The sequence below is a fragment of the Streptomyces sp. NPDC058001 genome (assembly GCF_042886315.1).
Taxonomy (GTDB): domain Bacteria; phylum Actinomycetota; class Actinomycetes; order Streptomycetales; family Streptomycetaceae; genus Streptomyces.
This window is the reverse complement of the sequence record NZ_JBHVQT010000016.1, coordinates 142,427-164,071: the sequence shown is the minus strand read 5'-3', so window position 1 is coordinate 164,071 and position 21,645 is coordinate 142,427. Positions and strand designations below refer to the sequence as shown.

The window sequence follows — 21,645 nt, the reverse complement described above, 5'->3', positions numbered from 1 at the left end:
GCCCCTACAGCACCGGCAAGTTCTTCCGCAGTTCGAATGCCGTGACCTCGGAGCGGTACTCCTCCCACTCCTGCTTCTTGTTGCGGAGGAAGAAGTCGTAGACGTGCTCCCCCAACGTCTCGGCCACAAGCTCGCTGCGTTCCATCAGCGTGATCGCCTCGCCGAGGTTCTGGGGGAGGGGTTCGATGCCCATGGCGCGGCGTTCGGCGTCGGAGAGGGCCCAGACGTCGTCGTCGGCGCCCGGCGGCAGCTCGTAGCCCTGCTCGATGCCCTTGAGTCCGGCGGCGAGCAGGACGGCGTACGCCAGGTAGGGGTTCGCGCCCGCGTCGATGGAGCGGACCTCGACCCGGGCGGAGCCGGTCTTGCCGGGCTTGTACATGGGGACCCGGATCAGCGCGGAGCGGTTGTTGTGGCCCCAGCAGATGTACGAGGGTGCCTCGCCGCCGGCGCCCGCGGTGCGCTCGGAGCCGCCCCAGATCCGCTTGTAGGAGTTCACCCACTGATTGGTGACCGCCGAGATCTCCGCCGCGTGCTTCAGCAGCCCCGCGATGAAGGACCGGCCGACCTTGGAGAGCTGGTACTCGGCACCGGACTCGTAGAAGGCGTTCCGGTCGCCCTCGAAGAGGGAGAGGTGAGTGTGCATGCCCGAGCCGGGGTGCTCCGAGAACGGCTTCGGCATGAACGTGGCCTGCACCCCCTGCTCCAGCGCGACCTGCTTCATGACCAGGCGGAACGTCATGATGTTGTCGGCCGTGGAGAGCGCGTCGGCGTACCGCAGATCGATCTCCTGCTGGCCCGGTGCGCCCTCGTGGTGCGAGAACTCGACCGAGATGCCCATCGACTCCAGCATGGTGATGGCCTGGCGGCGGAAGTCCATGCCGACGTTCTGCGGGGTGTGGTCGAAGTAGCCGGAGTTGTCGGCCGGGGTCGGCCGGGAGCCGTCCAGCGGCTTGTCCTTCAGCAGGAAGAACTCGATCTCGGGGTGTGTGTAGAAGGTGAACCCGAGGTCGGAGGTCTTGGCGAGGGCCCGCTTCAGTACGTAGCGCGGGTCCGCGAAGGACGGGGAGCCGTCCGGCATCAGGATGTCGCAGAACATCCGGGCCGTGCCGGGGGCCTCGGCGCGCCAGGGCAGGACCTGGAAGGTGCCCGGGTCCGGCTTGGCGATCATGTCCGATTCGTACACCCGGGCGAAGCCCTCGATGGCGGAGCCGTCGAAGCCGATGCCCTCGTCGAACGCCTGCTCAAGCTCGGCGGGGGCGACCGCGACGGACTTCAGGAAGCCCAGCACATCCGTGAACCACAGGCGTACGAACCGGATGTCGCGCTCCTCCAGGGTGCGGAGCACGAATTCTTGCTGCTTGTCCATGGTCGACTTCCACCCATCCTTGCTGGTCAGGCCGCGTGCTCCGATGCCACGAGGGCATATCGGGGCTCATGAGCATCCCACCACACCGTTTCGGGCGCGTTGCAGACCTCGGTCTGAACGTCCCGGGTCGTACGGGTGTACCGCTGCTCACTGCCCATACTGCCTGCTGACCCGGGGTTCTGTAACGGCCGGGGGCCGCCGGGACGGCCGTCGGGAATGGCCGGGGGCCGTGTGGCGGGACGCCCCCCTGTCCCCATTACCATCAGCGGACCCGCTCGTCCCTTTCCGCAGAAGGACACACCATGGGTTCCGCCAAGAACACGTCGACCCCGTCCCGCAAGGCGCGTATAGAGGAGATGCGCCGTGCCGAGCGCTCCCGCGACCGGCGCAACCGTGGCTTGCTGATCACCGGCAGTGTGATCGTCGTCGCGGCCCTCGTCGCCGGCGGCGCCCTCCTCTTCAGCCGGAACTCCGACGACGGCAAGGACGGGTCGGCGCAGGCGGACTCCAAGAACGTCGGTGCCCCCACCGTGGACAAGGACGGCGTCTCGTCGTGGGACGCGAAGAAACTGACCCGTACCCATGTCACCAAGAAGGTCACGTACCCGATGACGCCCCCGGTCGGCGGTGACCACGACCAGGCGTGGATGAACTGCAACGGCGACGTGTACGAGAACGCCGTCCCGGACATGAACGCCGTGCACTCGCTGGAGCACGGCGCGGTGTGGGTGACGTACAACGACAAGGCGCCGGAAGCCGATGTCCAGAAGCTCGCGGAGAAGGTGAAGAAGATCCCGTACACGCTGATGAGCCCGGTCCAGGGGCAGAAGGACCCGATCATGCTCAGCGCGTGGGGCAAGCAGCGGTCCGTGACGGGGGCCGACGACCCGAAGGTGGACGCGTTCTTCTCGGCGTACGTGCAGGGATCGCAGACGCCCGAGCAGGGTGCGGCGTGCACCAACGGTCTGTCGAAGTGAGGCGGCGCGCGGGGCTGATCGCCGGAGCGGTCGCCGTGGTGGCGCTCGCCGCGGGCGGCGGTTTCACCGTCGCTTCGGCGAACGGCCCGGACGCGCCGCGCACGCCGGCCGTGGAATCGGCCGACGCGGGCTTCGCGCGGGACATGGCCATCCATCACCAGCAGGCCGTCGAGATGTCGTACATCGTCCGCGACCGCACGCGGGACGAGGAAGTACGCCGACTCGCGTACGACATCGCGCAGACCCAGGCCAACCAGCGCGGCATGCTGCTGGGTTGGCTGGATCTGTGGGCGCTGCCGAAGGTGTCGTCCGACGCGCCGATGGCGTGGATGGGGATGGCGGACATGGCGTCCGGGGAGGACGGCGCGCTGATGCCGGGCATGGCCACCGACACCCAGTTGGAAGAGCTGGGCAAGGCGAGCGGCAAGCAGGCCGAGGTGCTGTATCTGCAACTGATGACGGCGCATCACAAGGGCGGCATCCATATGGCGCAGGGCTGCGCGTCGGCCTGCGAGGTGGGCGCAGAGAAGCGGCTCGCGCAGGGCATGGTCGACTCGCAGCAGTCGGAGATCGACCTGATGGCGGACCTGTTGAAGGCGCGCGGCGCGAAGGCCGAGTGAGCGGCGGCCATCGTTACGGGACTCTCCATTCCGTTACCTGGTACGCCCGCTGACCATTACCTGGTACGCCCGCTGACCATGCGCTGACGCTTCCTTGGCGCCTTCTTGGAACTCCCGTTCCCCTGGCATGAACGGTTCATCGCGAGAGTGATCTCGGCGTCGGCTCCCCCGCGCCGGGTTACGTGACCTCGTACCGCCGCTGACCTCGGGTCCCGTACGGCGCCCGTCCCCTGTCCGGCGGGGGGCGGGCGCCGTCGGCGTGAGGGGGCGTCGGGCAGGGGGGCCGGTGCCATACGTCCCGCGCCGTACGGCGTCATCCCGTGGCGAGGATCGCGTCGGCGACGTCCCGTGGGCGGTCCAGCATCACCATGTGCCCGGCGGGGGCCGAGATCCAGTACGCGGCGTCCAGTTCGGTCGCCAGGGCGCGCTGCCGGGTCAGCCAGCGGGCGGAGTACCGGTCGCCCGGGTCGGCGGCGAGTACCGTCACGGGCAGCCCGGAGGGCAGGGGCCCGGCGCGGCGCAGGGCGGCGAGTTCGGCGGCCTGGTCGTGGTAGCGCGCGTTCTCGGCGATGACCGCGCGGAACACCCGGCTCGTCCCGTAGACGGCCCGCACCAGCGCGTCCGGCGCCGGGTCGCCGCCCCGGTGACGGGAGGCCCGTACGGCCGCGCGGCGCAGGGCGGGTCCGAGGGCGCGGGCCACTCCCGCGCGGGCCAGTGCCGCGCCGCACGCGCGCGTACAGGCGTCCCGGGCCGCCGCGGCCTTCCGTACCCGAGGCCGCTCCTCGATGCTGGCGTCGACCAGGACGAGTCCCGCCACGCGCGCGGGGTGCCGCCGGGCGAACGCCTCGCAGTGGAATCCGGCGAGCGAGTGCCCGACCAGGGTCACGGGTCCGGCGAGTCCGAGGGCGTCCAGGACCTGCCCGATCCGTTCGGCCTCGCCCTCAAGGGTGGGCATCGCGCACGCGGGCGCGCTGAGCCCGAGGCCCGGCCGGTCGAACCGGACGACGGTACGGTGCGGCGCGAGCAGCGGCACCACCGGGTCCCAGTCGAACCAGCACAGGCCGAGCCCCTGGCTGAGTATGCACACGGGCCCGCTGCCGTCGGTCTCGACGTGGTGGGGCACGCCCCCGATCCGTACGAAGGTCATGGCCCCAGCATCACGGATCGGTGAGCGGGCAAGCGGCACGGACGCGTCAGGGGGCCGACATCAGGGAGCGCGGTCGGCGGAGGATCGCGGCGGCCAGGACGAGCAGCCACACGGCCAGGAACGCCACCTGAAGGCGCTGCGCGATCCCCAGACCCCAACTCCCGTGCCCGGCGCCGAAGGCCGCGATGGCGGTCAGGGTCCAGACGGTCGCGGCGAGTTCGGCGGCCATCAGGGCGGTGCCCGCGTGCACGAGGAGGCCGGACCTGGTCACGCCGGACCCGGTCACGCCGGACCCGGTCACGCTGGATCTGGTCACGCCGGCTCTGTTCATACGGAGTGCCACGGTCAGTGCGACGACGGCGACGAGGGCCCCGCACATCGCGGTGGAGCTGGTGACCAGGTGCGCGGAGTGCGTCACGGGGACCAGGCCCGCCCGCTCACGCTCCGCGCACCCGGCGTCGGCGGTCGGCGCGCAGCTCAGCGGCAGCCGCGAGTCCAGGGCGGTGGCGAGCCCGAAGAGCGCGAGCCCCGACCAGCCCGCCGCGCCCCACCGCGCGCGGGGCCACGGCAGCCGGGGCCGCCGGCGCAGCCCGCCGACTCCCGCGGCGCCGACCAGCAGCCCGGCCACGAGGTCCATGGTCCGGAAGAAGGTGCCGTACGGCTGGTTCGCTGCGGCCAGTTCACTGACGTACGCGCGCGTGGGTGACAGTCCGGTCGGCAGGAGCGCCTCCAGGGTCCACGCGCTGTAGGCGAGGGCGCCGAGGGTGAGGAGCAGGACGAGAACGCCGACCCGCGCGCGGGCGGGTGCCGGGGGCATGGGCGGCGGTGCGGCGACGCGGGCGCGCAGCGCGGTCATACGCGCTGCTCCGCCCTCGGTCGCCATGCCGCCATGATCGGACGGCGACGGCTCCCGCGCACCCCACGGGCCGGGGTGGGCTGACCCACACCGCTCCCCCGGGACATCGCGTCGCTCTGACGATTACACTGGGTCGCGTGCCTCAACTACGTCTCGCCCTGAACCAGATCGACTCGACCGTCGGGGATCTCGCCGGGAACGCCGACGCGATCGTCCGCTGGACCCGGCACTCCGCCGAGCAGGGGGCGCATCTCGTGGCGTTCCCCGAGATGGTGCTGACCGGCTATCCCGTGGAGGACCTGGCCCTGCGCTCGTCCTTCGTGGAGGCGTCCCGGGCCGCGCTGCGGGCGCTCGCGCGGCGGCTGGCCGACGAGGGCTTCGGCGCGCTCCCGGTGATCGTCGGCTATCTCGACCGCAGTGAGTCGGCGCGCCCGGCGTTCGGTCAGCCGGCCGGGGCACCGCAGAACGCGGCGGCGGTGCTGCACGAGGGCCGGGTGGCCCTCACCTTCGCCAAGCACCATCTGCCGAACTACGGCGTCTTCGACGAGTTCCGTTACTTCGTGCCGGGCGACACGTTGCCCGTCGTGCGGGTGCGGGGCGTGGACGTGGCGCTCGCGATCTGCGAGGACCTGTGGCAGGACGGCGGCCGGGTGCCGGCCACGCGGACCGCCGGTGCCGGGCTGCTGCTCTCGGTCAACGCATCGCCGTACGAGCAGAACAAGGACGACAGCCGGCTCGAACTGGTCCGTAAGCGGGCGCAGGAGGCCGGGTGCACGACCGCCTATCTCGCGATGATCGGCGGCCAGGACGAACTGGTCTTCGACGGCGACTCGATCGTGGTGGACCGGGACGGTGCGGTGGTGGCGCGGGCGCCGCAGTTCGCCGAGGGCTGCGTCGTACTGGACCTGGATCTGCCGGCCGCGGCGGCCGAGCCGCCGTCGGGGGTCGTGGACGACGGCCTGCGCATCGACCACGTCACGCTGTCCACCGAGCCGGTGCCCGCGTACGAGGCCGAGCTGAGCGGGGGGTACGCCGACCGGCTCGACGACGACGAGGAGGTGTACTCGGCGCTGGTGGTCGGGTTGCGGGCGTACGTCGCGAAGAACGGCTTCCGCTCGGTCCTGATCGGCCTGTCCGGCGGCATCGACTCGGCGCTGGTGGCGGCCCTGGCGTGCGACGCGCTCGGCGCGGAGAACGTCTTCGGGGTCTCCATGCCCTCGAAGTACTCCTCGGGCCACTCCAAGGACGACGCGGCCGACCTCGCGGCACGCACCGGGCTGCATTTGCGTACGGTGCCGATCGAGCCGATGTTCGACGCGTATATGGGGTCCCTCAGGCTGACGGGTCTCGCGGAGGAGAACCTTCAGTCGCGGCTACGGGGCACCATGCTGATGGCGATCTCCAACCAGGAGGGCCATATCGTCCTGGCACCGGGCAACAAGTCCGAGCTGGCGGTGGGGTATTCGACGCTGTACGGGGACTCGGTGGGGGCGTACGGGCCCATCAAGGACGTGTACAAGACGTCGATCTTCCGCTTGGCGGAATGGCGCAACAGGGCGGCTGCCGAGCGGGGCCAGACGCCGCCGATCCCCCCGAACTCGATCACGAAGCCACCGAGCGCGGAGCTGCGCCCGGACCAGGTCGACACGGACTCGCTGCCGGACTATCCGGTCCTGGACGGGATCCTCGCGCGATACGTCGACCGGGACGAGGGCGCCGACGCCATTGTCGCGGCCGGGTACGACCACGAACTCGTCACCCGGATCCTCCGCATGGTCGACACGGCGGAGTACAAGCGCCGCCAGTACCCGCCGGGCACGAAGATCTCCCCGAAGGGCTTCGGCAAGGACCGCCGACTGCCGATCACGAGCGCGTGGCGAGAAACGGTGTGACTGCCGTCGGCTGACCCGTGATTTCCGGGTGGCCGGGATGGGTGCCCGGGGGCTTCCAGGTGACGGGCGAGTCGCGCACCCGAGAACCACCGGGGCTCTGCCCCCGACCCCTAACAGGCCGGCTCGGCACCGCCGATCTCCGCCGTGGGACGACTCGCCGTCGCGGCGGGGATGAAAGAACGGGTGCTTCCCGGTGGCGGGCGGACCCGTTACGTGTGGTGCCCCCGAAGGTGACGGTCAGAGGGTGCGGGCCTCCGTCTTCGACGCCGGTGGGACATGGGTCGCGATCAGTCTGCCCGTTGCCAAAGGGGTCGACCTGCGGCGATCCACCCCGTACGACACTCCCGCCACCAGAATGCCCAGTACCGCGAGCCCCACTCCGGCCACCGCGGGTGACGTCACCCCGAAGCCGGCCGCCAGGACCAGACCTCCCACCCAAGCGCCGCCGGCATTCGCCAGGTTGAACGCCGCCTGATTCGCCGACGAGGCCAGCGACGGTGCCGCCGCCGCCTTTTCCATCACCATGAGCTGAAGCGGCGACCCGGTCGTGAACGCCGCCGTGCCCAGCAGGGTCACCCCCACCGCCGCACTCCACTCGGCCCGCATCAGCAGCGGGAAGAGGGCGAGTACGACACCCAGTGCGATCAGTCCCCCGAACAGGGTGCCCCGTAGCGCGTGGTCCGCAAGGCGTCCGCCGAGGAGATTTCCGGCGGTGGCCCCGACCCCGAACAGCGCGAGGAGCACCGTCACACTGGCGTCCCCGTACCCGGCGGCCTCCGTCAGCATCGGCGTGATGTAGCTGTACGCCGAGAACAGCGCCCCGAACCCGGCCACGGTCGTCCCGAGCGCCAGCCACACCGGCAGCCCCCGCAGCGCGGCGACCTCCCCGCGCAGCCCGCCGTTCGCGCCCCGGCCGTGGTCGTCCGGCAGCAGCAGGGCGAGCGCGGCGATGGCGACGAGCCCGATCGCGCTGACGGCGAGGAAGGTGGCCCGCCATCCGAGGTGCTGCCCCATGAGTGTGGCCGCGGGCACCCCGACGATGTTCGCGACGGTCAGCCCGAGGAACATCAGCGACACGGACCGCGCCTTGCGCTCGGGCGCGACGAGCCCGGTGGCGACGACGGCCCCGACCCCGAAGAACGCGCCGTGCGGCAGCCCGCTGAGGAACCGCGCGGCGAGCAGCCAGCCGTGGTCGGGCGCGGCGGCGGACAGGGCGTTACCCGCGACGAAGAGGACCATCAGGCCGATGAGGACGCGGCGCCGGGGCATCCGCGCGGTGACGGCGGCGAGCAGCGGGGCGCCGACGACGACACCGAGCGCGTACGCGGAGACCAGATGTCCGGCCGAGGGAATCGAGGTACCGAGATCGTCGGCGACATCGGGCAGCAGGCCCATCATCGCGAACTCGGTCGTGCCGATGCCGAAGGCGCCCACGGCGAGGGCGAGCAGGGCCAGGGGCATGAGAGGGGGAACCTTTCACGGAAGAAGAGGGGAACGGCTACGTTCGCGTACGACTATGTTCGCTTACGAAACAAAGTCTGCCAGGCCCAGTATTCCGCGAGGTTAATGGGTGATTGCGCGCACCCTTCGGGCAAGCCCACGATGCGCGCGGGACTCACGACGCGCAGGACTCACGGCCCGAGGGACTCACGACGCGCGGAGCTGGATCCGCGCCGCCACCGGCAGATGGTCGCTCCCGGTGCGCGGCAGCGTCCACGACGACACCGGCTCGACACCCTTGACCATGATCTGGTCGATCCGCGCCATCGGGAACGACGCGGGCCAGCTGAACCCGAAGCCATTGCCCGCCGCGCCCTGCGTGGACCGCATCTGCGCGGTGACCGCGTTCAGGGACCGGTCGTTCATGGTGCCGTTGAGGTCACCGAGCAGCGCGGTCTTGGCCAGCGGCTCTTCGCGGATGGCCGCGCCGAGCGCGTCCGCGCTCTCGTCCCGCTGACTCGCCGTGAACCCGGCGTTCAGCTTCACCCGCACCGACGGCAGATGGGCCACATACACGGCGATCTTCCCGTACGGCGTGGTCACCGTCGCACGCATCGCGCGGGTCCAGCCGAGCTTGATGTCGACGGGCGCGGTCGCGCTCAGCGGGTACTTGCTCCACACGCCGACGGTGCCCTGCACCGAGTGGTGCGGGTAGGCGCCGGCCAGCGCCCGCTCGTACACCGGGACGTCCCGCGCGGTGAGTTCCTCCAGGGCCACCACATCGGCGTCGGACGCGGCCAGGTCACGCGCGGTGCCCGCCGGGTCGGGGTTCTCGGCGTTGACGTTGTGTGTCACGAGGGTCACATCGCCACCGGTGCCGCCCTTGTCGGTGAGCAGCCCGCCGAACAGGTTGACCCAGACGATCGCCGGCACCATGACGGCGATCAGCGCGGTGCCCGACTTGCGGATCACGGCGAGGAGGAACAGCAGCGGCACGAAGACGCCGAGCCAGGGCAGGAATGTCTCGTTGAGGCTGCCGAGGTTGCCGATGGAGTTGGGGATCTGCGCGTGAAGGATCGTCACCAGGGCGATGGCCAGGGCCAGCGCCGCGACGATGAGACCGCGCCGCCAGGGCCCTCTACCCTCTCCCCAGCCGCTGGTCAGACGTCGCAGGCGGGATCCCCGGCGGTCGGGGGACCCGCCGCTGTGCGTCTCCGTCGCGTACGTCTGCTGCGCCATACCGTCGCCTCACTGCCTGCCGTGCACATCGGTTTCGCCCATGACCCTAGGCGATGAACGCTGTTGTTCCCGCCCTTCCATCACGGTCGTACGGGCACAAGGACGAACGGCGCGGCGTGACAAGTTCCGGTTGGGCGGGGCCTAGCGCGGTCTGTGACGAAACGCGCATATTCACCCGGTGGGTCGCAGGCCCGCTAGGACGGCGTCCACGACGTCCGCCGGAAGGGTTTCCGGCAGGTCGGCGCTGGGGCGGATCATGGTGCGGACCAGCATCGGGCCCACGAACAGGTCGTTGACCAGGTCGACGTCCAGGTCGGTGCGGATCTCGCCGGTCTCCTGGCCCCGGCGCAGCACCTCGTTCGTGCGCAGCCGCCGGGGCTGTATGACCGTCGCGTGGTACGCCTCCCAGAGCCGGGGCTGGGTCTTCATCTGGGCGTGGACGTTGTGCAGAAGCGCCGACGAACGGTTCACGACGCCTTTTCTGCGGATGGATTCGAGGATGGCGATGAGGTCGTCGCGTACCGAGGTGCCGGGGAGTTCGGGCTCGGGGGGTTCGGCGGCGCGCAGCGCGTCGCAGAAGAGTGCCTCGCGACCGCTCCAGCGGCGGTAGATGGTGGATTTGCCCACACCCGCCGTACGGGCGACCAACTCGATGGAGACCTCGGCCAGGGGGACGCCGTCCTCGATGAGTTTGATCACTCCTTCGAGGATGGCGCGCTCCACCGCCTCGCTGCGGGGGCGGCCCCTCAGAGCCTTGGCCGTGCTCAATTCCTGTTCCTTCCCTGCGGGTTGGATCGGCGTGCCCGGTACCGGTTACCCAGTACCGGATGCCCAGTACCGGATGCCCAGCACTGGGGGTGTCCTGGCCGCCGGTCCGCTCAACTCCCCGTGGTCACAGTCTCCCCCGGTTCCTTCTCCGGCTCCGGCTGCTCGGGGGTTTTGCCGGGGAGGAACGCGGCGGTGACCAGGGCGCCGATGACCGCGACGCCGGCTCCGCATACGGCGGTGAGGTGCATCGCGTGCAGGAAGGCGTCGTGGGCCGGGGTGACGAGTGCCTGACCCTGCGGTCCCAGCTTCGCGGCGACGCCGAGCGTGGCCTCGATGGACTCACCCGCCGCGTGCCGCATCCCGGCCGGGACGTCGGCGAGCCGGTCCTCGATGCCGGAGCGGTACACGGCCGACAGGACCGAGCCGAGTACGGCGATACCGAGCGCGCCACCGACCTGGCGGAAGGTGTTGCTCAGCGCGGACGCGGACCCCGCCTTCTCGCGCGGCAGCGCCTGCATGATGACCACGCTGGTCGGCGTCATGATGTGCGCCATGCCTGTACCCATCAGGAAGAACATCACTTCCAGGAGCCAGATCGGGGTGTTCGCGTCGAGCACCGTGAAGGCGGCGAGCATCGCGGCGAGCAGCAGCAGACCGCCGGTGGTGACGGCGCGGTTGCCGAAGCGGTCCACGACGAGCCGGGCGCGCGGCGCGAAAATCATCTGCGCGGCGGCGAGCGGCAGCATCAACAGACCGGTCTGGAGGGGCGAGTAGCCGCGCACGCTCTGGGTGTAGAAGACCGAGAAGAAGGTGACGCCCATCAGCGCGAAGAAGACGAGGGCGATCGCGACGATGGCGGCCGAGAAGACCTTGTTCCTGAAGTAGCCGATGTCGATGGACGGATGGTCGCTGCGCTTCTCGTGCCAGACGAAGAGGCCGAGGACGACAAGGCCCGCACCGATGGTCAACAGGACCTGGGCGTCGGTGAAGTCGGCGAGCTGGCCGCCCTTGATGATGCCGTACACCAGCAGCACCAGGCCGATGACGGAGAGCAGGACACCGACCGGGTCGATACGGCCGGGCTTCGGGTCGCGGGAGTCCGGGACCAGGACGAGCATCAGGGCGATGGCGATCGCGACGATGGGGACGTTGATCAGGAAGACCGAGCCCCACCAGAAGTGGTCGAGGAGCACACCGCCGGTGATGGGGCCGATGGCGATGGCCAGGCCGACGCCGCCGGCCCAGATGCCGATGGCCTTGGGCTGCTCGTCGCGCTCGAAGACGTTCATCAGGACGGCGAGCGTCGCGGGCATCACGAAGGCGGCGCCGAGGCCCATCACGGCGCGGAACGCGATGAGTTGGGCGGAGGAGCCGGACTCGGCGGCGAGGGCCGAGCCGATGCCGAAGACGGCGAGGCCCGCGATGAGGACCTTCTTGCGGCCGAGCCGGTCGCCGAGGAGGCCCGCCGAGAAGAGGAGTCCGGCGAAGACGAGGGTGTAGGCGTTGATCGCCCATTCCAACTCGCTCTGCGTGGCGCCCAGGCCGGTGGGGGCCGGGGTGGAGATCGTCTTGATCGCGACGTTCAGGATCGAGTTGTCGAGGACGACGATCAGCAGGCTGAGCATGAGAACGGCCAGGATCGCCCAGCGCCGGCGGTGCACCGCTTCCGGTATGCGCGGGCCGGGGATGGCGGGAGAAGTCATGAGGAGGAGCCTAGAGATTTTCCGATACGGGACCGTCTCGTATCGGAAACCATGGGTAGAACTTTACGCACGGAACGCTGTGACGCTCCTCCGTGACCGGCCCAGGCGTGACGCTCCCTCGGCCGATGTGACGCTCCCTGGGCCGGTGTGACGCTCCCGGCACCCCCTGCCCTAGCCGTCGGACGGCACCTGGTGCCACCATGGAGGCGGTCCAGGGACGCCGTCAGGGCGCCTTGAGATGACAGAAGGAGCCGTTGCGATGACGCAGCTTTCGGCTGCCCCCGAGCCCGGCCGGGATGCCGGTAAGACCTCCGACAGCAGCAAGGCGCTGTACGGAGGCAAGAGCACCCGGCGCATCACGGTCCGCGACATCACCGTCGCCAAGGAGCGGGGCGAGAAGTGGCCCATGCTCACCGCCTACGACGCGATGACCGCGTCCGTCTTCGACGAGGCCGGTATCCCGGTGATGCTCGTCGGTGACTCGATGGGCAATGTGCACCTCGGGTACGAGACCACCGTGCCCGTCACCCTCGACGAGATGACCATGCTGTCCGCCGCGGTCGTACGGGGCACCAAGCGCGCCCTGATCGTCGGCGACCTGCCCTTCGGCACGTATCAGGAGGGGCCGGTACAGGCGCTGCGCAGCGCCATGCGGCTGGTGAAGGACGCCGGGGTCGGCGCCGTGAAGCTGGAGGGCGGCGAGCGGTCGCACCGGCAGATCGAGCTGCTGGTCGAGTCCGGTATCCCGGTGATGGCGCACATCGGGCTGACCCCGCAGTCCGTGAACACGATGGGCTACCGCGTACAGGGGCGCGGCGAGGAGGCGGCCCAGCAGTTGCTGCGGGACGCCAAGGCGGTGCAGGACGCGGGCGCCTTCGCGGTCGTACTCGAACTCGTACCGGCCGAGCTGGCCGCCGAGGTGACACGTGTGCTGCACATTCCGACCGTCGGGATCGGGGCAGGGGCCGCGTGCGACGCCCAGGTTCTCGTGTCGACGGACATGCTGGGCCTGACCGGCGGGAAGATGCCGCGGTTCGTGAAGCAGTACGCGGAACTCCGGTCCGTCATGACGGGTGCGGCGCGGGCGTTCGCCGACGAGGTGGTGGGCGGCACGTTCCCCGCCGACGAGCACTCCGTCCACTGATCCGTTCCGGCCACCGGTCGCTACCGGACCACTGATCCACTGCGGCACCAGACAGCCCGCCGATCTTCCCCCGTCGGCGGGCTGTCCCGTGCGCGGGGTGTGTTGTGGAACGACGTGGGGTGCGGTCATTTGCCTAAAGGTATTAGGCATGTGCATAATCGGCTCTGGCAAATAAGGAGGCGATTATGGCGTATGCGGGACTGACCACGGAGCGGTTGACCCGGGCGGGAGCCGAACTCGCCGACGAGGTCGGCTTCGACCAGGTGACCGTCTCGGCGGTCGCCCGGCGGTTCGACGTCAAGGTCGCGAGCCTCTACTCGCACCTGAAGAACTCCCAGGACCTCAAGACCCGGATCGCCCTGCTCGCCCTGGAGGAGATGGCCGACCGGGTCGCCGCCGCCCTCGCCGGGCGGGCCGGCAAGGACGCCCTGGCCGCGTTCGCGAACGTCTACCGCGACTACGCCCGCGAGCATCCGGGACGCTACGCGGCGGCCCAACTCCGGCTCGACCCGGAGACGGCGGCGGCCAGTGCGGGCGTCCGGCACGCCCAGATGACCCGGGCGATCCTGCGCGGCTACGACCTGACGGAGCCAGACCAGACCCACGCGGTCCGGCTGCTCGGCAGCGTCTTCCACGGCTACGTCAGCCTGGAACTGGGCGGCGGGTTCAGCCACAGCGCCCCCGACTCGGACGTGACCTGGACCCGGATCATCGACGCCCTCGACGCACTGCTGAGGAACTGGCCGCCGGAGCCCTGACCGGACCCGCACCACCGAACCCGTACACATCCCCGTACTTCACCCCCGTACACCACCCGCACGACCCAAACCAACAGCAGGCGAGACGATGGACACCACCACCCACCAGCACCACACCCCCGACCACCACCCCTGGATCACGACACCCGTCACCGAGGCCATCCTGCGCGGGGCTCTCGATCTGGAGCGCACCACGCACGGTGTGCTGCCGCACCGGCTGCCCGCGTGGGCGCGCGCCCAGTGCGCCGACCCGCAGCTCGCCATGGTGGAGTCCCAGCCCGCCGGTGTACGGCTGGCCTTCCGGACCCGGGCCACCGCCATCGAGCTGGACACCCTGCCGACCAAGCGGATCTACGTGGGCGCTCCGCCCCGCCCGGACGGCGTGTACGACCTGCGCGTCGACGGGCGTCCGGCCGGGCGGGCGGTCGTGGCCGGCGGCAACACGCTGACCATCGACATGACCACCGGCACCGCCGAGCACCGGCCGGGCCCGGTCGGCACGCTCCGCTTCGACGGGTTGTCCGAGGGCGACAAGGACATCGAGATCTGGCTGCCGCACAACGAGACCACCGAGCTGGTCGCGCTGCGTACCGACGCTCCCGTGGGTCCCGTACCGGACCGGGGCCGCAAGGTGTGGCTGCACCACGGCAGTTCGATCAGCCATGGCTCGGACGCCGCGAGCCCCACGACGACCTGGCCCGCGCTCGCCGCGTCGCTCGGTGGTGTGGAGCTGATCAATCTGGGTCTGGGCGGCAGCGCGCTGCTGGACCCGTTCACCGCGCGGACCATGCGGGACACGCCCGCCGACCTGATCAGCGTCAAGATCGGTATCAATCTGGTCAACACCGATCTGATGCGGCTGCGTGCTTTCGGCCCCGCCGTCCATGGGTTCCTCGACACGATCCGCGACGGCCATCCCACCGCACCGCTGCTGGTCGTCTCGCCCATCCTGTGCCCCATCCACGAGGACACCCCTGGCCCGAGCGCCGTGGACTTCAGCTCCATGGGCGAGGGACGGCTGCTGTTCCGGGCGGCGGGCGATCCGGCGGAGACCGCGAGCGGGAAGCTGACCCTGCGGGTCATCAGGGACGAACTGGCCAAGATCGTGGCGCAACGGGCAGCGGAGGACCCGAACCTGTTCTATCTCGACGGCCTTGACCTCTACGGGGAGTCCGACGCCGCCGAACTGCCGCTGCCCGACGCGCTCCACCCGGACGCCGACACGCACCGCCGTATCGGCGAACGCTTCGCCGCCGTGGCCTTCGCCACGGACGGTCCCTTCGGCGCCTTCGCGGATCGGCCTGTCGTGGTGTGATGGCACGATGAGAAGCGCCACGGAGGACACCAATCGCCGCATGCTGCGGGCCCGGGACGCGATGGACCGTTCCTACGCGCAGCCGCTGGACATCCCCGCGCTGGCCCGGATCGCCCATGTGTCGCAGGCGCACTTCACCCGGACGTTCCGTGCCACGTTCGGCGAGACACCGCACCGATACCTTCAGCGGCGCCGGGTCGAGCGGGCGATGTTCCTGCTGCGGGAGACCGAGCACAGCGTGACGGACATCTGCTTCAGGGTCGGCTTCGGCAGCCCCGGAACCTTCAGCCGCACATTCAGCGACATCGTCGGCCGGTCCCCGAGGACGTACCGCAAGGAGACCGGGAAGGCGGGGGCACCGGCCGTACCGACCTGCTACACGATGGCATGGACCCGCCCAAGGAGCTGACTGAGCAGTTTCGGATAAGTTTCCGGCCGGCCCGCCGACTAGCGTGATGAACATGTTCAACGCCATCACGCACTCGCAGATCTACGTACTCGACCAGGACGAGGCCCTCGACTTCTACGTCGGCAAGCTGGGACTTGAGGTCAACACGGACGCCGACCTGGGCTTCATGCGCTGGCTCACCGTCAGCGTCCCGGGCCACCCGGAGCGCCAGATCCTCCTGGAGAAGCCGGGCCCGCCGGCGATGTCCGAGGAGACGGCACAGCAGGTCCGTGAGCTGGTGACCAAGGGCGCCATGGGCGGCTCGCTCATCCTCACCACGGACGACTGCCGCAAGACATACGAGACGCTGCGCGGCCTGGGAGTCGAGTTCACCGAGGAACCCACCGAGCGCCCCTACGGCATCGACTGCGGCCTACGCGACCCCTTCGGCAACAGCATCCGCTTCACCCAACCCAACACCTGACCCCACCCACCGCCCCGCCGCCGACAGAACCCCCGGTCGGCGGCGGCGGTCTGTCGGTGACGGTGTCGGGTTGTCGGTTCGGTGTCGGGGGTTTGTCGGTGGGGGCTGGGAGTGTGCTGGGTATGACGCACACCGATACATACCCCGACCGGCCGGGAGCGGCGGCGGTCTCCGTGCGGGGACTCGTGAAGCACTACGGCCCGACCAAGGCCCTCGACGGAGTCGACCTCGATGTCCGTGAGGGCACGGTCCGTGGCGTACTCGGACCGAACGGCGCCGGTAAGACCACCCTCGTCCGTATCCTGTCCACCCTGATCACCCCGGACTCGGGCAGCGCGACCGTCGCCGGCTACGACGTCGTGAAGCAGCCCCGGCAGCTCCGCCGCGTCATCGGTCTGACCGGTCAGTACGCGTCGGTCGACGAGAAGCTGTCCGGCCGCGAGAACCTGTACATGATCGGCCGGCTGCTGGATCTGACGCGTAAGGACGCCCGTGTCCGCGCCGATGAACTCCTTGAGCGGTTCTCGCTCACCGAGGCGGCCAAGCGACCCGTGAACACGTACTCCGGCGGTATGCGCCGCCGGCTCGACCTCGCCGCCTCCATGATCGGCAGTCCCGCGGTGCTGTTCCTGGACGAGCCGACGACCGGCCTCGACCCGCGTACGCGTATGGAGGTGTGGGACGAGGTCAAGCGGATGGTCGGCGACGGTGTGACCGTACTGCTGACCACGCAGTACATGGAGGAGGCCGAGCAGCTCGCCGGTGAGTTGACGGTCATCGACCGCGGCAAGGTCATCGCGGGCGGCGGTATCGCCGAGCTGAAGGCCCGCGTCGGCGGCCGTACGCTGCGGATACGCCCGGCCGACCCGCTGGAGCTGCGCCCGACCGCGGCGACGCTGGACGACTTCGGGCTGACCGGCCCGGGGAACGCGACGGTGGACACGGAGACGGGCACCGTCCTGGTGCCGATCCTCAGCGACGAACAGCTCACGGCCGTCGTCGGCGCCCTCACCGCGCGCGGGATCACCCTCGCCGATCTCACCACCGAACTGCCCAGCCTGGACGAGGTGTTCCTGTCCCTCACCGGCCACAAGGCCACCGAGCCGCAGGACGCGCCCGCGCCCGCCTTCGAGGAGGTCGCCGTATGAGCGCCGCCACCGTCACCGCCGCTCCCGCCGCCGGAAGGGCCGACGGCCGGATCGGACTGCGGGCGCACGTCCGGCACACCAGCGCCCTGGTCCGCCGCAACCTCCTGTGGATCCGGCAGGACCCGGAGTCGATGTTCGACGCCGTGCTGATGCCGATCGTGTTCACGCTGCTGTTCGTGTTCGTCTTCGGCGGCGCCATCGCCGGAAAGGGCAACCAGGACGCCTACGTCAACTACGTGGTGCCCGGCCTGATGGCGATGATGGGCATGAACCTCGCGATGGGCGTCGGCACCGGCTTCAACCAGGACTTCCAGACCGGTGTCATGGACCGTTTCCGGTCCCTGCCGATCGCCCGGTCGTCGGTCCTCGTCGCGAAGATCACCGTCGAGATCGGACGGATGCTGGTCGCCACGTCGATCCTGCTCGCCGTCGGGTTCATGCTCGGTATGTCCGTGTCGAACGTGCCGGGTCTGTTCGCCGCGATCGGCCTCGCACTGGTCTTCGGCTCCGCGATCATGTGGATCTTCCTCACCCTGGGCGTCGTGATGAAGAACGCCCAGGCCATCCAGGGAATGGGGTTCCTCGTGCTGATGCCTCTGCAGTTCGGTTCCTCGATCTTCGCGCCCACCGATTCCATGCCGGGCTGGCTCCAGGCGTTCACCGACTACAACCCGCTGTCGACGCTCGCGGACGCTGCGCGCGGCCTGATGAACGGCGGCCCGGTCGCGCACGAGGTGACGGTCACGCTGCTCTGGGCGGTGGCGATCACCGCGGTGATGGCGCCGGTCGCGATCCACAAGTTCCGTACCAAGAGCTGACGCCCCCGCGATGCCGGTCCTGAGGAGGGTGGGGGGCCAAGACGGGTCAGAGCAGGGCGGTGGCCTCGTCCAGGGTGAGGTCGCCGCCCTCGGCGTACGCGGCGTCATAGGCGGCGTCGCCGAGGATCCCGCGCCCTGCCGTCTCCACCTCCGCGTGCAGCTCCCGCTCCATCCCCGTGGGGAAGTGCAGGGGCGGCAGCAGCGCCGTCGAGGCGCCGAGGAGCCGGGCGGCGTCCCGGACCCGCGCCCCGCCCGGGTACGACACGAGCGCGAGGGAGCCCGTCATCAGATGGATCGCCGGCATGTGCGGGGCGATCATCTTCGACATCGGGTCGGTGGTCAGGAGCATCGCGGCGCGCAGCTTCTCCAGGCCCTGGTCGGGGTGACCTTCGGCGATGTCGAGCCATGCCTCCACGCCGAGCAGGTACCCGTCGAAGAAGACGAAGTTCGACGCGGTGAACTTCTCACGCATCAGGCGCAGTTCCTCGTGCGCCTCCGTGAGGCGGCCGGTGCGGCCGAGCCGCAGGACGAGGAAGAGCCGGGCGGCGGGCATACCCTCGTGATGGGCTTCGCCGTCCGTCCGGATGATCTCGCGCAGCATCTCCTCACCGCGCTCGGCGGCGCTCCCGCTCTCGATGAGGACGGCGGCGTGCCGGGCCGTCAGCACGGCGATCTGGGCGGTGGCGCCCAGCACCTCGGCATGCTCGATCGCCGCCTCGTAGTCGGCCGCCGCGCGGGCGAACTCGCCCCGCCGCTCATTCGCCTCACCGCGCGCGGACAGCGCCTCGGCGGCGCCCCACGCGTCACCGATACGGGCGAAGATCTCCAGCGACTCGTCGGCGTCCCGGGTCGCGTCGCCGCTCCATTCGGTGCGGTTGGCGAGGACGTTGGCCCGCAGATGCAGGGCGGTCGCCAGTTCCCAGGTGTAGCCGAGTTCGCGGGCGGTCTCGACGGTCCCGTCGACGACCCCGCGCAGCGCCTGTGCGTCGCCGGTCAGCATGACGGCGTAGAACCAGAGGTATCCGGGGATACGGCAGATCTGCGGCAACCCGGGTCGGTAACTCTCGGCGATGGCCTTGAGTTTGGCCCGCGCTTCCGGGCTCTGCCAGGTGTCCACTTCCATGTCCATGCAGGACACCAGGATGAGATGGGCACCGCGCCGCGCCTCGACCAGGACGTCCGGGCTCATCGGCGGCGGGTGCGCGGTGCAGCTCTCGTACTGCGGGGGCGCGGGTTTCACGGGCGGCGCGAACGGGTCGGGTCCGAGGGTGGTGACATCACGCGCCCAGTTCCGGGCGTCGGTACGCAGATCGCGGACCTGCCAGAACCAGCACAGCGACAACACCAGGCACAGCGCCTCCTGTTCGTCGCGGGTGGCGACCGCGTACCGCAGGGCCGTGCGCAGGTTCTCGTACTCGGTGGTGAAGCGGTCGATGGCGGCGAGCTGTCGGGGGCCGCGCAGTTCGGGGTCGGTGGTGCGGGCGAGTTCGCGGTAGTGGACGAGATGGGCGTGCTCGGTGTCCCGGCGGTCGCCAGCCTCGTCCAGGCGCTCACGGGCGTACTCGGCGACGGTCTCCAGGAGCCGGTAACGCATCGCGCCGTCCGCCGCGGGGGCCGCGACGACGAGGGACTTGTCGACCAGGGAGCCGAGCGCCTCCAGGGCTGCCGGACCGGAGACGGCCTCGGCGGCGGCGAGGTCGCAGCCGCCCGCGAACACCGACAGGCGGCGCAGCACGGTCCGTTCCGGCTCGTCCAGGAGGTCCCAGGACCAGTCGACCACCGCGCGGAGGGTCTGCTGGCGGGGCAGTACGGTCCGCGCGCCGCTGGTGAGCAGCCGGAAGCGGTCGTCCAGGCGGTCGGCGATCTGCCGGGGTGTCAGCATCCGCAGCCGGGCGGCGGCGAGTTCGATGGCGAGCGGCAGTCCGTCGAGGCGGCGGCAGATCTCGGCGACGTCGTCCGGGGCGTCCTCGACCCGGAACCCGGGATGCGCGGCGGCGGCCCGGTCGGCGAACAGACGCAGCGCGACGGGCTGCGGCAGCGGTTCGACCGGGCGCAGCAACTCCCCCGGTACGCCCAGGGGTTCGCGGCTGGTGGCCAGCACCGTCAGACCGGGGCAGCGCTCCAGGAGGTGGGCCGCGAGGTGCGCCGCCGCCGCCACGACGTGTTCGCAGTTGTCGAGGATCAGCAGCATCCGGCGCTGCGCACAGTGCTCGGCGAGCCGGCTGAGCGGGCTCTCGCCGTACCGGTCGGCGGCGACGCGCATCTCCTCGGCACCCGCGCCGCGCAGGACGGTCTCGCGGGCGCCGAGCGCGGTGAGGACGGCCTCGGGTACGTCGTCGGGGTTGTCCACGGGTGCGAGTTCGGCGAGCCACACACCGTCCGGGAGATCCCGGCAGTCCTGTGCGGCGCTCTCGGCGGCCTCCTGCGACAACCGGGTCTTCCCGGCACCGCCGGGCCCGAGGAGGGTGATCAGACGGGCCCGTCCGAGGTCGGCGCGGATCACGTCGATGTCGCTCTCACGCCCGACGAAGGAGGTGAGACGGGCACGGAGGTTGCCGGGCGGGCGGGGCGTCGGGGTCGGTGCCGCGGTCGTCACGGAAGGCGCGGCGAACGGGGTGGGTGCGGTGGCCGGGGTGGGTGCGGCGATGCTGTCGTACGGGCCGTCGATGCTGTCGTACGTGCCGGGGGCGCGGTGCCCGTTGCTCCCGGAGTGACCGGCGTCCGGGCGCAGCAACTCGCTGTGCAGGGAGCGCAGTTCGGGCCCGGGGTCGGTGCCGAGCCGGTCGGCCAGGGCGCGGCGCACGTCCTCGTACCCCGCGAGCGCCGCCGCCGGGCGGCCCGCGGCGCGCAGGGCGCGCAGCCGCAGCGCCTGGAGCGGTTCATCGAACGGATGGGTGTCGCACAGGGCGGTGAGTTCGGGCAGGGCGCGCTCCGCGTCGCCGAGGGCGAGGGCGGCGGCGAGCCGGGTGCGCTGCGCGTCGAGGCGGCGGGCCTGGGCGCGGGCCGCCTCGGCGGTGTGGTCGGGGAGATCGGCGAGCGCGGGGCCCTGCCACAGCGCGAGGGCGTCGTCCAGGACGCCCGCCGCCTTGGCCGCGTCCCCGTCGGCGAGCGCCCGCGCGCCCTCTCCTGCGAGCCGCTCGAAGCGGTACAGGTCGACGTCGTCGGTGCCCGCGCGCAGTTGGTAGCCGCCGTCCACCGACGCGACGGCGTCGGCGCCGATGGCCCGGCGCAGTCGGCCCACGAGGGCCTGGAGGGCGCCGGGCGCGTCGGCGGGCGGCTCGGCGCCCCATACCTCGTCGACGAGCACGGACGCGGGTACGGTCCGCCCCGCCCGTAGCGCGAGGACGGTGAGCAGGGCGCGGAGCCGCGCGCCGCCGACGGGGAGCGGGGTTCCGTCGGGGCGCTGGGCCCGGGTGGTGCCGAGGATCCGGTAACGCACGGGGTCCATTGTCACCGGTCGCGCGGCTTCCGGTGCGGCCGGTGCCCCCGGGCGGCCCGGAGGCATGGGTTCCGGGCTCCCTGAGCGCCCCGGAGGCATCGGCTCCGGTCTTCCCCGTCCCGCCGGTCGCTCCGGTGCGGGCG

18 protein-coding genes are annotated in these 21,645 nt (G+C 70.9%); 10 read left to right on the top strand and 8 right to left on the bottom strand.

Features of this window, described 5'->3' with window-relative positions:
• Positions 1-4: 4 nt before the first annotated feature.
• Entirely contained in the window at positions 5-1,366 is a 1,362-nt protein-coding gene (locus ACFVT5_RS35495) for a glutamine synthetase family protein (protein WP_389896748.1), read from the bottom strand.
• Positions 1,367-1,668: 302 nt separating this feature from the next.
• On the opposite strand from ACFVT5_RS35495, the gene ACFVT5_RS35490 reads away from it, so the two are divergent.
• Positions 1,669-2,343: a DUF3105 domain-containing protein gene (locus ACFVT5_RS35490; protein WP_389896746.1), complete on the top strand. Its 675-nt coding sequence runs from the start codon at positions 1,669-1,671 to the stop codon at positions 2,341-2,343.
• Complete coding sequence (locus tag ACFVT5_RS35485) at positions 2,340-2,963, top strand: DUF305 domain-containing protein (RefSeq protein ID WP_389896743.1); 624 nt, start codon at positions 2,340-2,342, stop codon at positions 2,961-2,963. The genes ACFVT5_RS35490 and ACFVT5_RS35485 overlap by 4 nt, the downstream gene beginning before the upstream one ends.
• 313 nt (positions 2,964-3,276) lie before the next feature.
• Here the strand turns inward: ACFVT5_RS35485 and ACFVT5_RS35480 are convergent, their stop codons facing one another.
• Positions 3,277-4,110: an alpha/beta fold hydrolase gene (locus tag ACFVT5_RS35480; protein WP_389896740.1), complete on the bottom strand. Its 834-nt coding sequence runs from the start codon at positions 4,108-4,110 to the stop codon at positions 3,277-3,279.
• A 46-nt stretch (positions 4,111-4,156) separates the two neighbouring features.
• Positions 4,157-4,993 (bottom strand): DUF998 domain-containing protein, encoded by an 837-nt coding sequence (locus ACFVT5_RS35475; protein WP_389896738.1) that lies wholly within the window; start codon positions 4,991-4,993, stop codon positions 4,157-4,159.
• A gap of 110 nt (positions 4,994-5,103) precedes the next feature.
• Here ACFVT5_RS35475 and ACFVT5_RS35470 point away from each other — a divergent pair, with 110 nt between their 5' ends.
• Positions 5,104-6,858, top strand: coding sequence for an NAD+ synthase (locus ACFVT5_RS35470; RefSeq protein ID WP_389896736.1), 1,755 nt, complete (start codon positions 5,104-5,106; stop codon positions 6,856-6,858).
• A gap of 237 nt (positions 6,859-7,095) precedes the next feature.
• Here the strand turns inward: ACFVT5_RS35470 and ACFVT5_RS35465 are convergent, their stop codons facing one another.
• From ACFVT5_RS35465 to ACFVT5_RS35450, 4 genes are all read right to left on the bottom strand, one after another.
• On the bottom strand, positions 7,096-8,319 hold the full coding sequence (locus ACFVT5_RS35465) for an MFS transporter (RefSeq protein ID WP_389896734.1): 1,224 nt from the start codon (positions 8,317-8,319) through the stop codon (positions 7,096-7,098).
• Between the two features lie 186 nt (positions 8,320-8,505).
• Positions 8,506-9,537: an endonuclease/exonuclease/phosphatase family protein gene (locus ACFVT5_RS35460; protein WP_389896732.1), complete on the bottom strand. Its 1,032-nt coding sequence runs from the start codon at positions 9,535-9,537 to the stop codon at positions 8,506-8,508.
• A gap of 171 nt (positions 9,538-9,708) precedes the next feature.
• Positions 9,709-10,305 (bottom strand): TetR/AcrR family transcriptional regulator, encoded by a 597-nt coding sequence (locus ACFVT5_RS35455; protein WP_389896730.1) that lies wholly within the window; start codon positions 10,303-10,305, stop codon positions 9,709-9,711.
• Positions 10,306-10,415: 110 nt separating this feature from the next.
• Entirely contained in the window at positions 10,416-12,008 is a 1,593-nt protein-coding gene (locus ACFVT5_RS35450; RefSeq protein ID WP_389896727.1) for a DHA2 family efflux MFS transporter permease subunit, read from the bottom strand.
• A gap of 259 nt (positions 12,009-12,267) precedes the next feature.
• Between ACFVT5_RS35450 and panB the strand changes: the two genes are divergently transcribed.
• The 7 genes from panB to ACFVT5_RS35415 all read left to right on the top strand — a co-directional run bounded on the left by panB (position 12,268) and on the right by ACFVT5_RS35415 (position 18,063).
• On the top strand, positions 12,268-13,152 hold the full coding sequence (gene panB, locus ACFVT5_RS35445; protein ID WP_389896725.1) for a 3-methyl-2-oxobutanoate hydroxymethyltransferase: 885 nt from the start codon (positions 12,268-12,270) through the stop codon (positions 13,150-13,152).
• Between the two features lie 185 nt (positions 13,153-13,337).
• The gene (locus ACFVT5_RS35440; RefSeq protein WP_389896723.1) at positions 13,338-13,910 is read left to right on the top strand and encodes a TetR/AcrR family transcriptional regulator; all 573 of its coding nucleotides are present in this window, start codon (positions 13,338-13,340) and stop codon (positions 13,908-13,910) included.
• An 88-nt stretch (positions 13,911-13,998) separates the two neighbouring features.
• Positions 13,999-15,225, top strand: coding sequence for a GDSL-type esterase/lipase family protein (locus tag ACFVT5_RS35435; protein WP_389896721.1), 1,227 nt, complete (start codon positions 13,999-14,001; stop codon positions 15,223-15,225).
• A gap of 7 nt (positions 15,226-15,232) precedes the next feature.
• Positions 15,233-15,634 carry a helix-turn-helix domain-containing protein gene (locus tag ACFVT5_RS35430; RefSeq protein WP_389896718.1) on the top strand — a complete coding sequence of 134 codons (402 nt, stop codon included), beginning with the start codon at positions 15,233-15,235 and terminating at the stop codon, positions 15,632-15,634.
• 52 nt (positions 15,635-15,686) lie between these two features.
• Positions 15,687-16,097, top strand: coding sequence for a VOC family protein (locus tag ACFVT5_RS35425; protein WP_389896716.1), 411 nt, complete (start codon positions 15,687-15,689; stop codon positions 16,095-16,097).
• A 122-nt stretch (positions 16,098-16,219) separates the two neighbouring features.
• Positions 16,220-17,245 carry an ATP-binding cassette domain-containing protein gene (locus tag ACFVT5_RS35420; RefSeq protein WP_389896714.1) on the top strand — a complete coding sequence of 342 codons (1,026 nt, stop codon included), beginning with the start codon at positions 16,220-16,222 and terminating at the stop codon, positions 17,243-17,245.
• The gene (locus ACFVT5_RS35415) at positions 17,242-18,063 is read left to right on the top strand and encodes an ABC transporter permease (protein ID WP_389896712.1); all 822 of its coding nucleotides are present in this window, start codon (positions 17,242-17,244) and stop codon (positions 18,061-18,063) included. Before ACFVT5_RS35420 ends, ACFVT5_RS35415 begins: the two co-directional genes overlap by 4 nt.
• Positions 18,064-18,109: 46 nt before the next feature.
• Here the strand turns inward: ACFVT5_RS35415 and ACFVT5_RS35410 are convergent, their stop codons facing one another.
• Positions 18,110-21,511, bottom strand: a complete 3,402-nt coding sequence (locus ACFVT5_RS35410) for a BTAD domain-containing putative transcriptional regulator (RefSeq protein WP_389896710.1) — start codon at positions 21,509-21,511, stop codon at positions 18,110-18,112.
• Between the last annotated feature and the right edge of the window lie 134 nt (positions 21,512-21,645).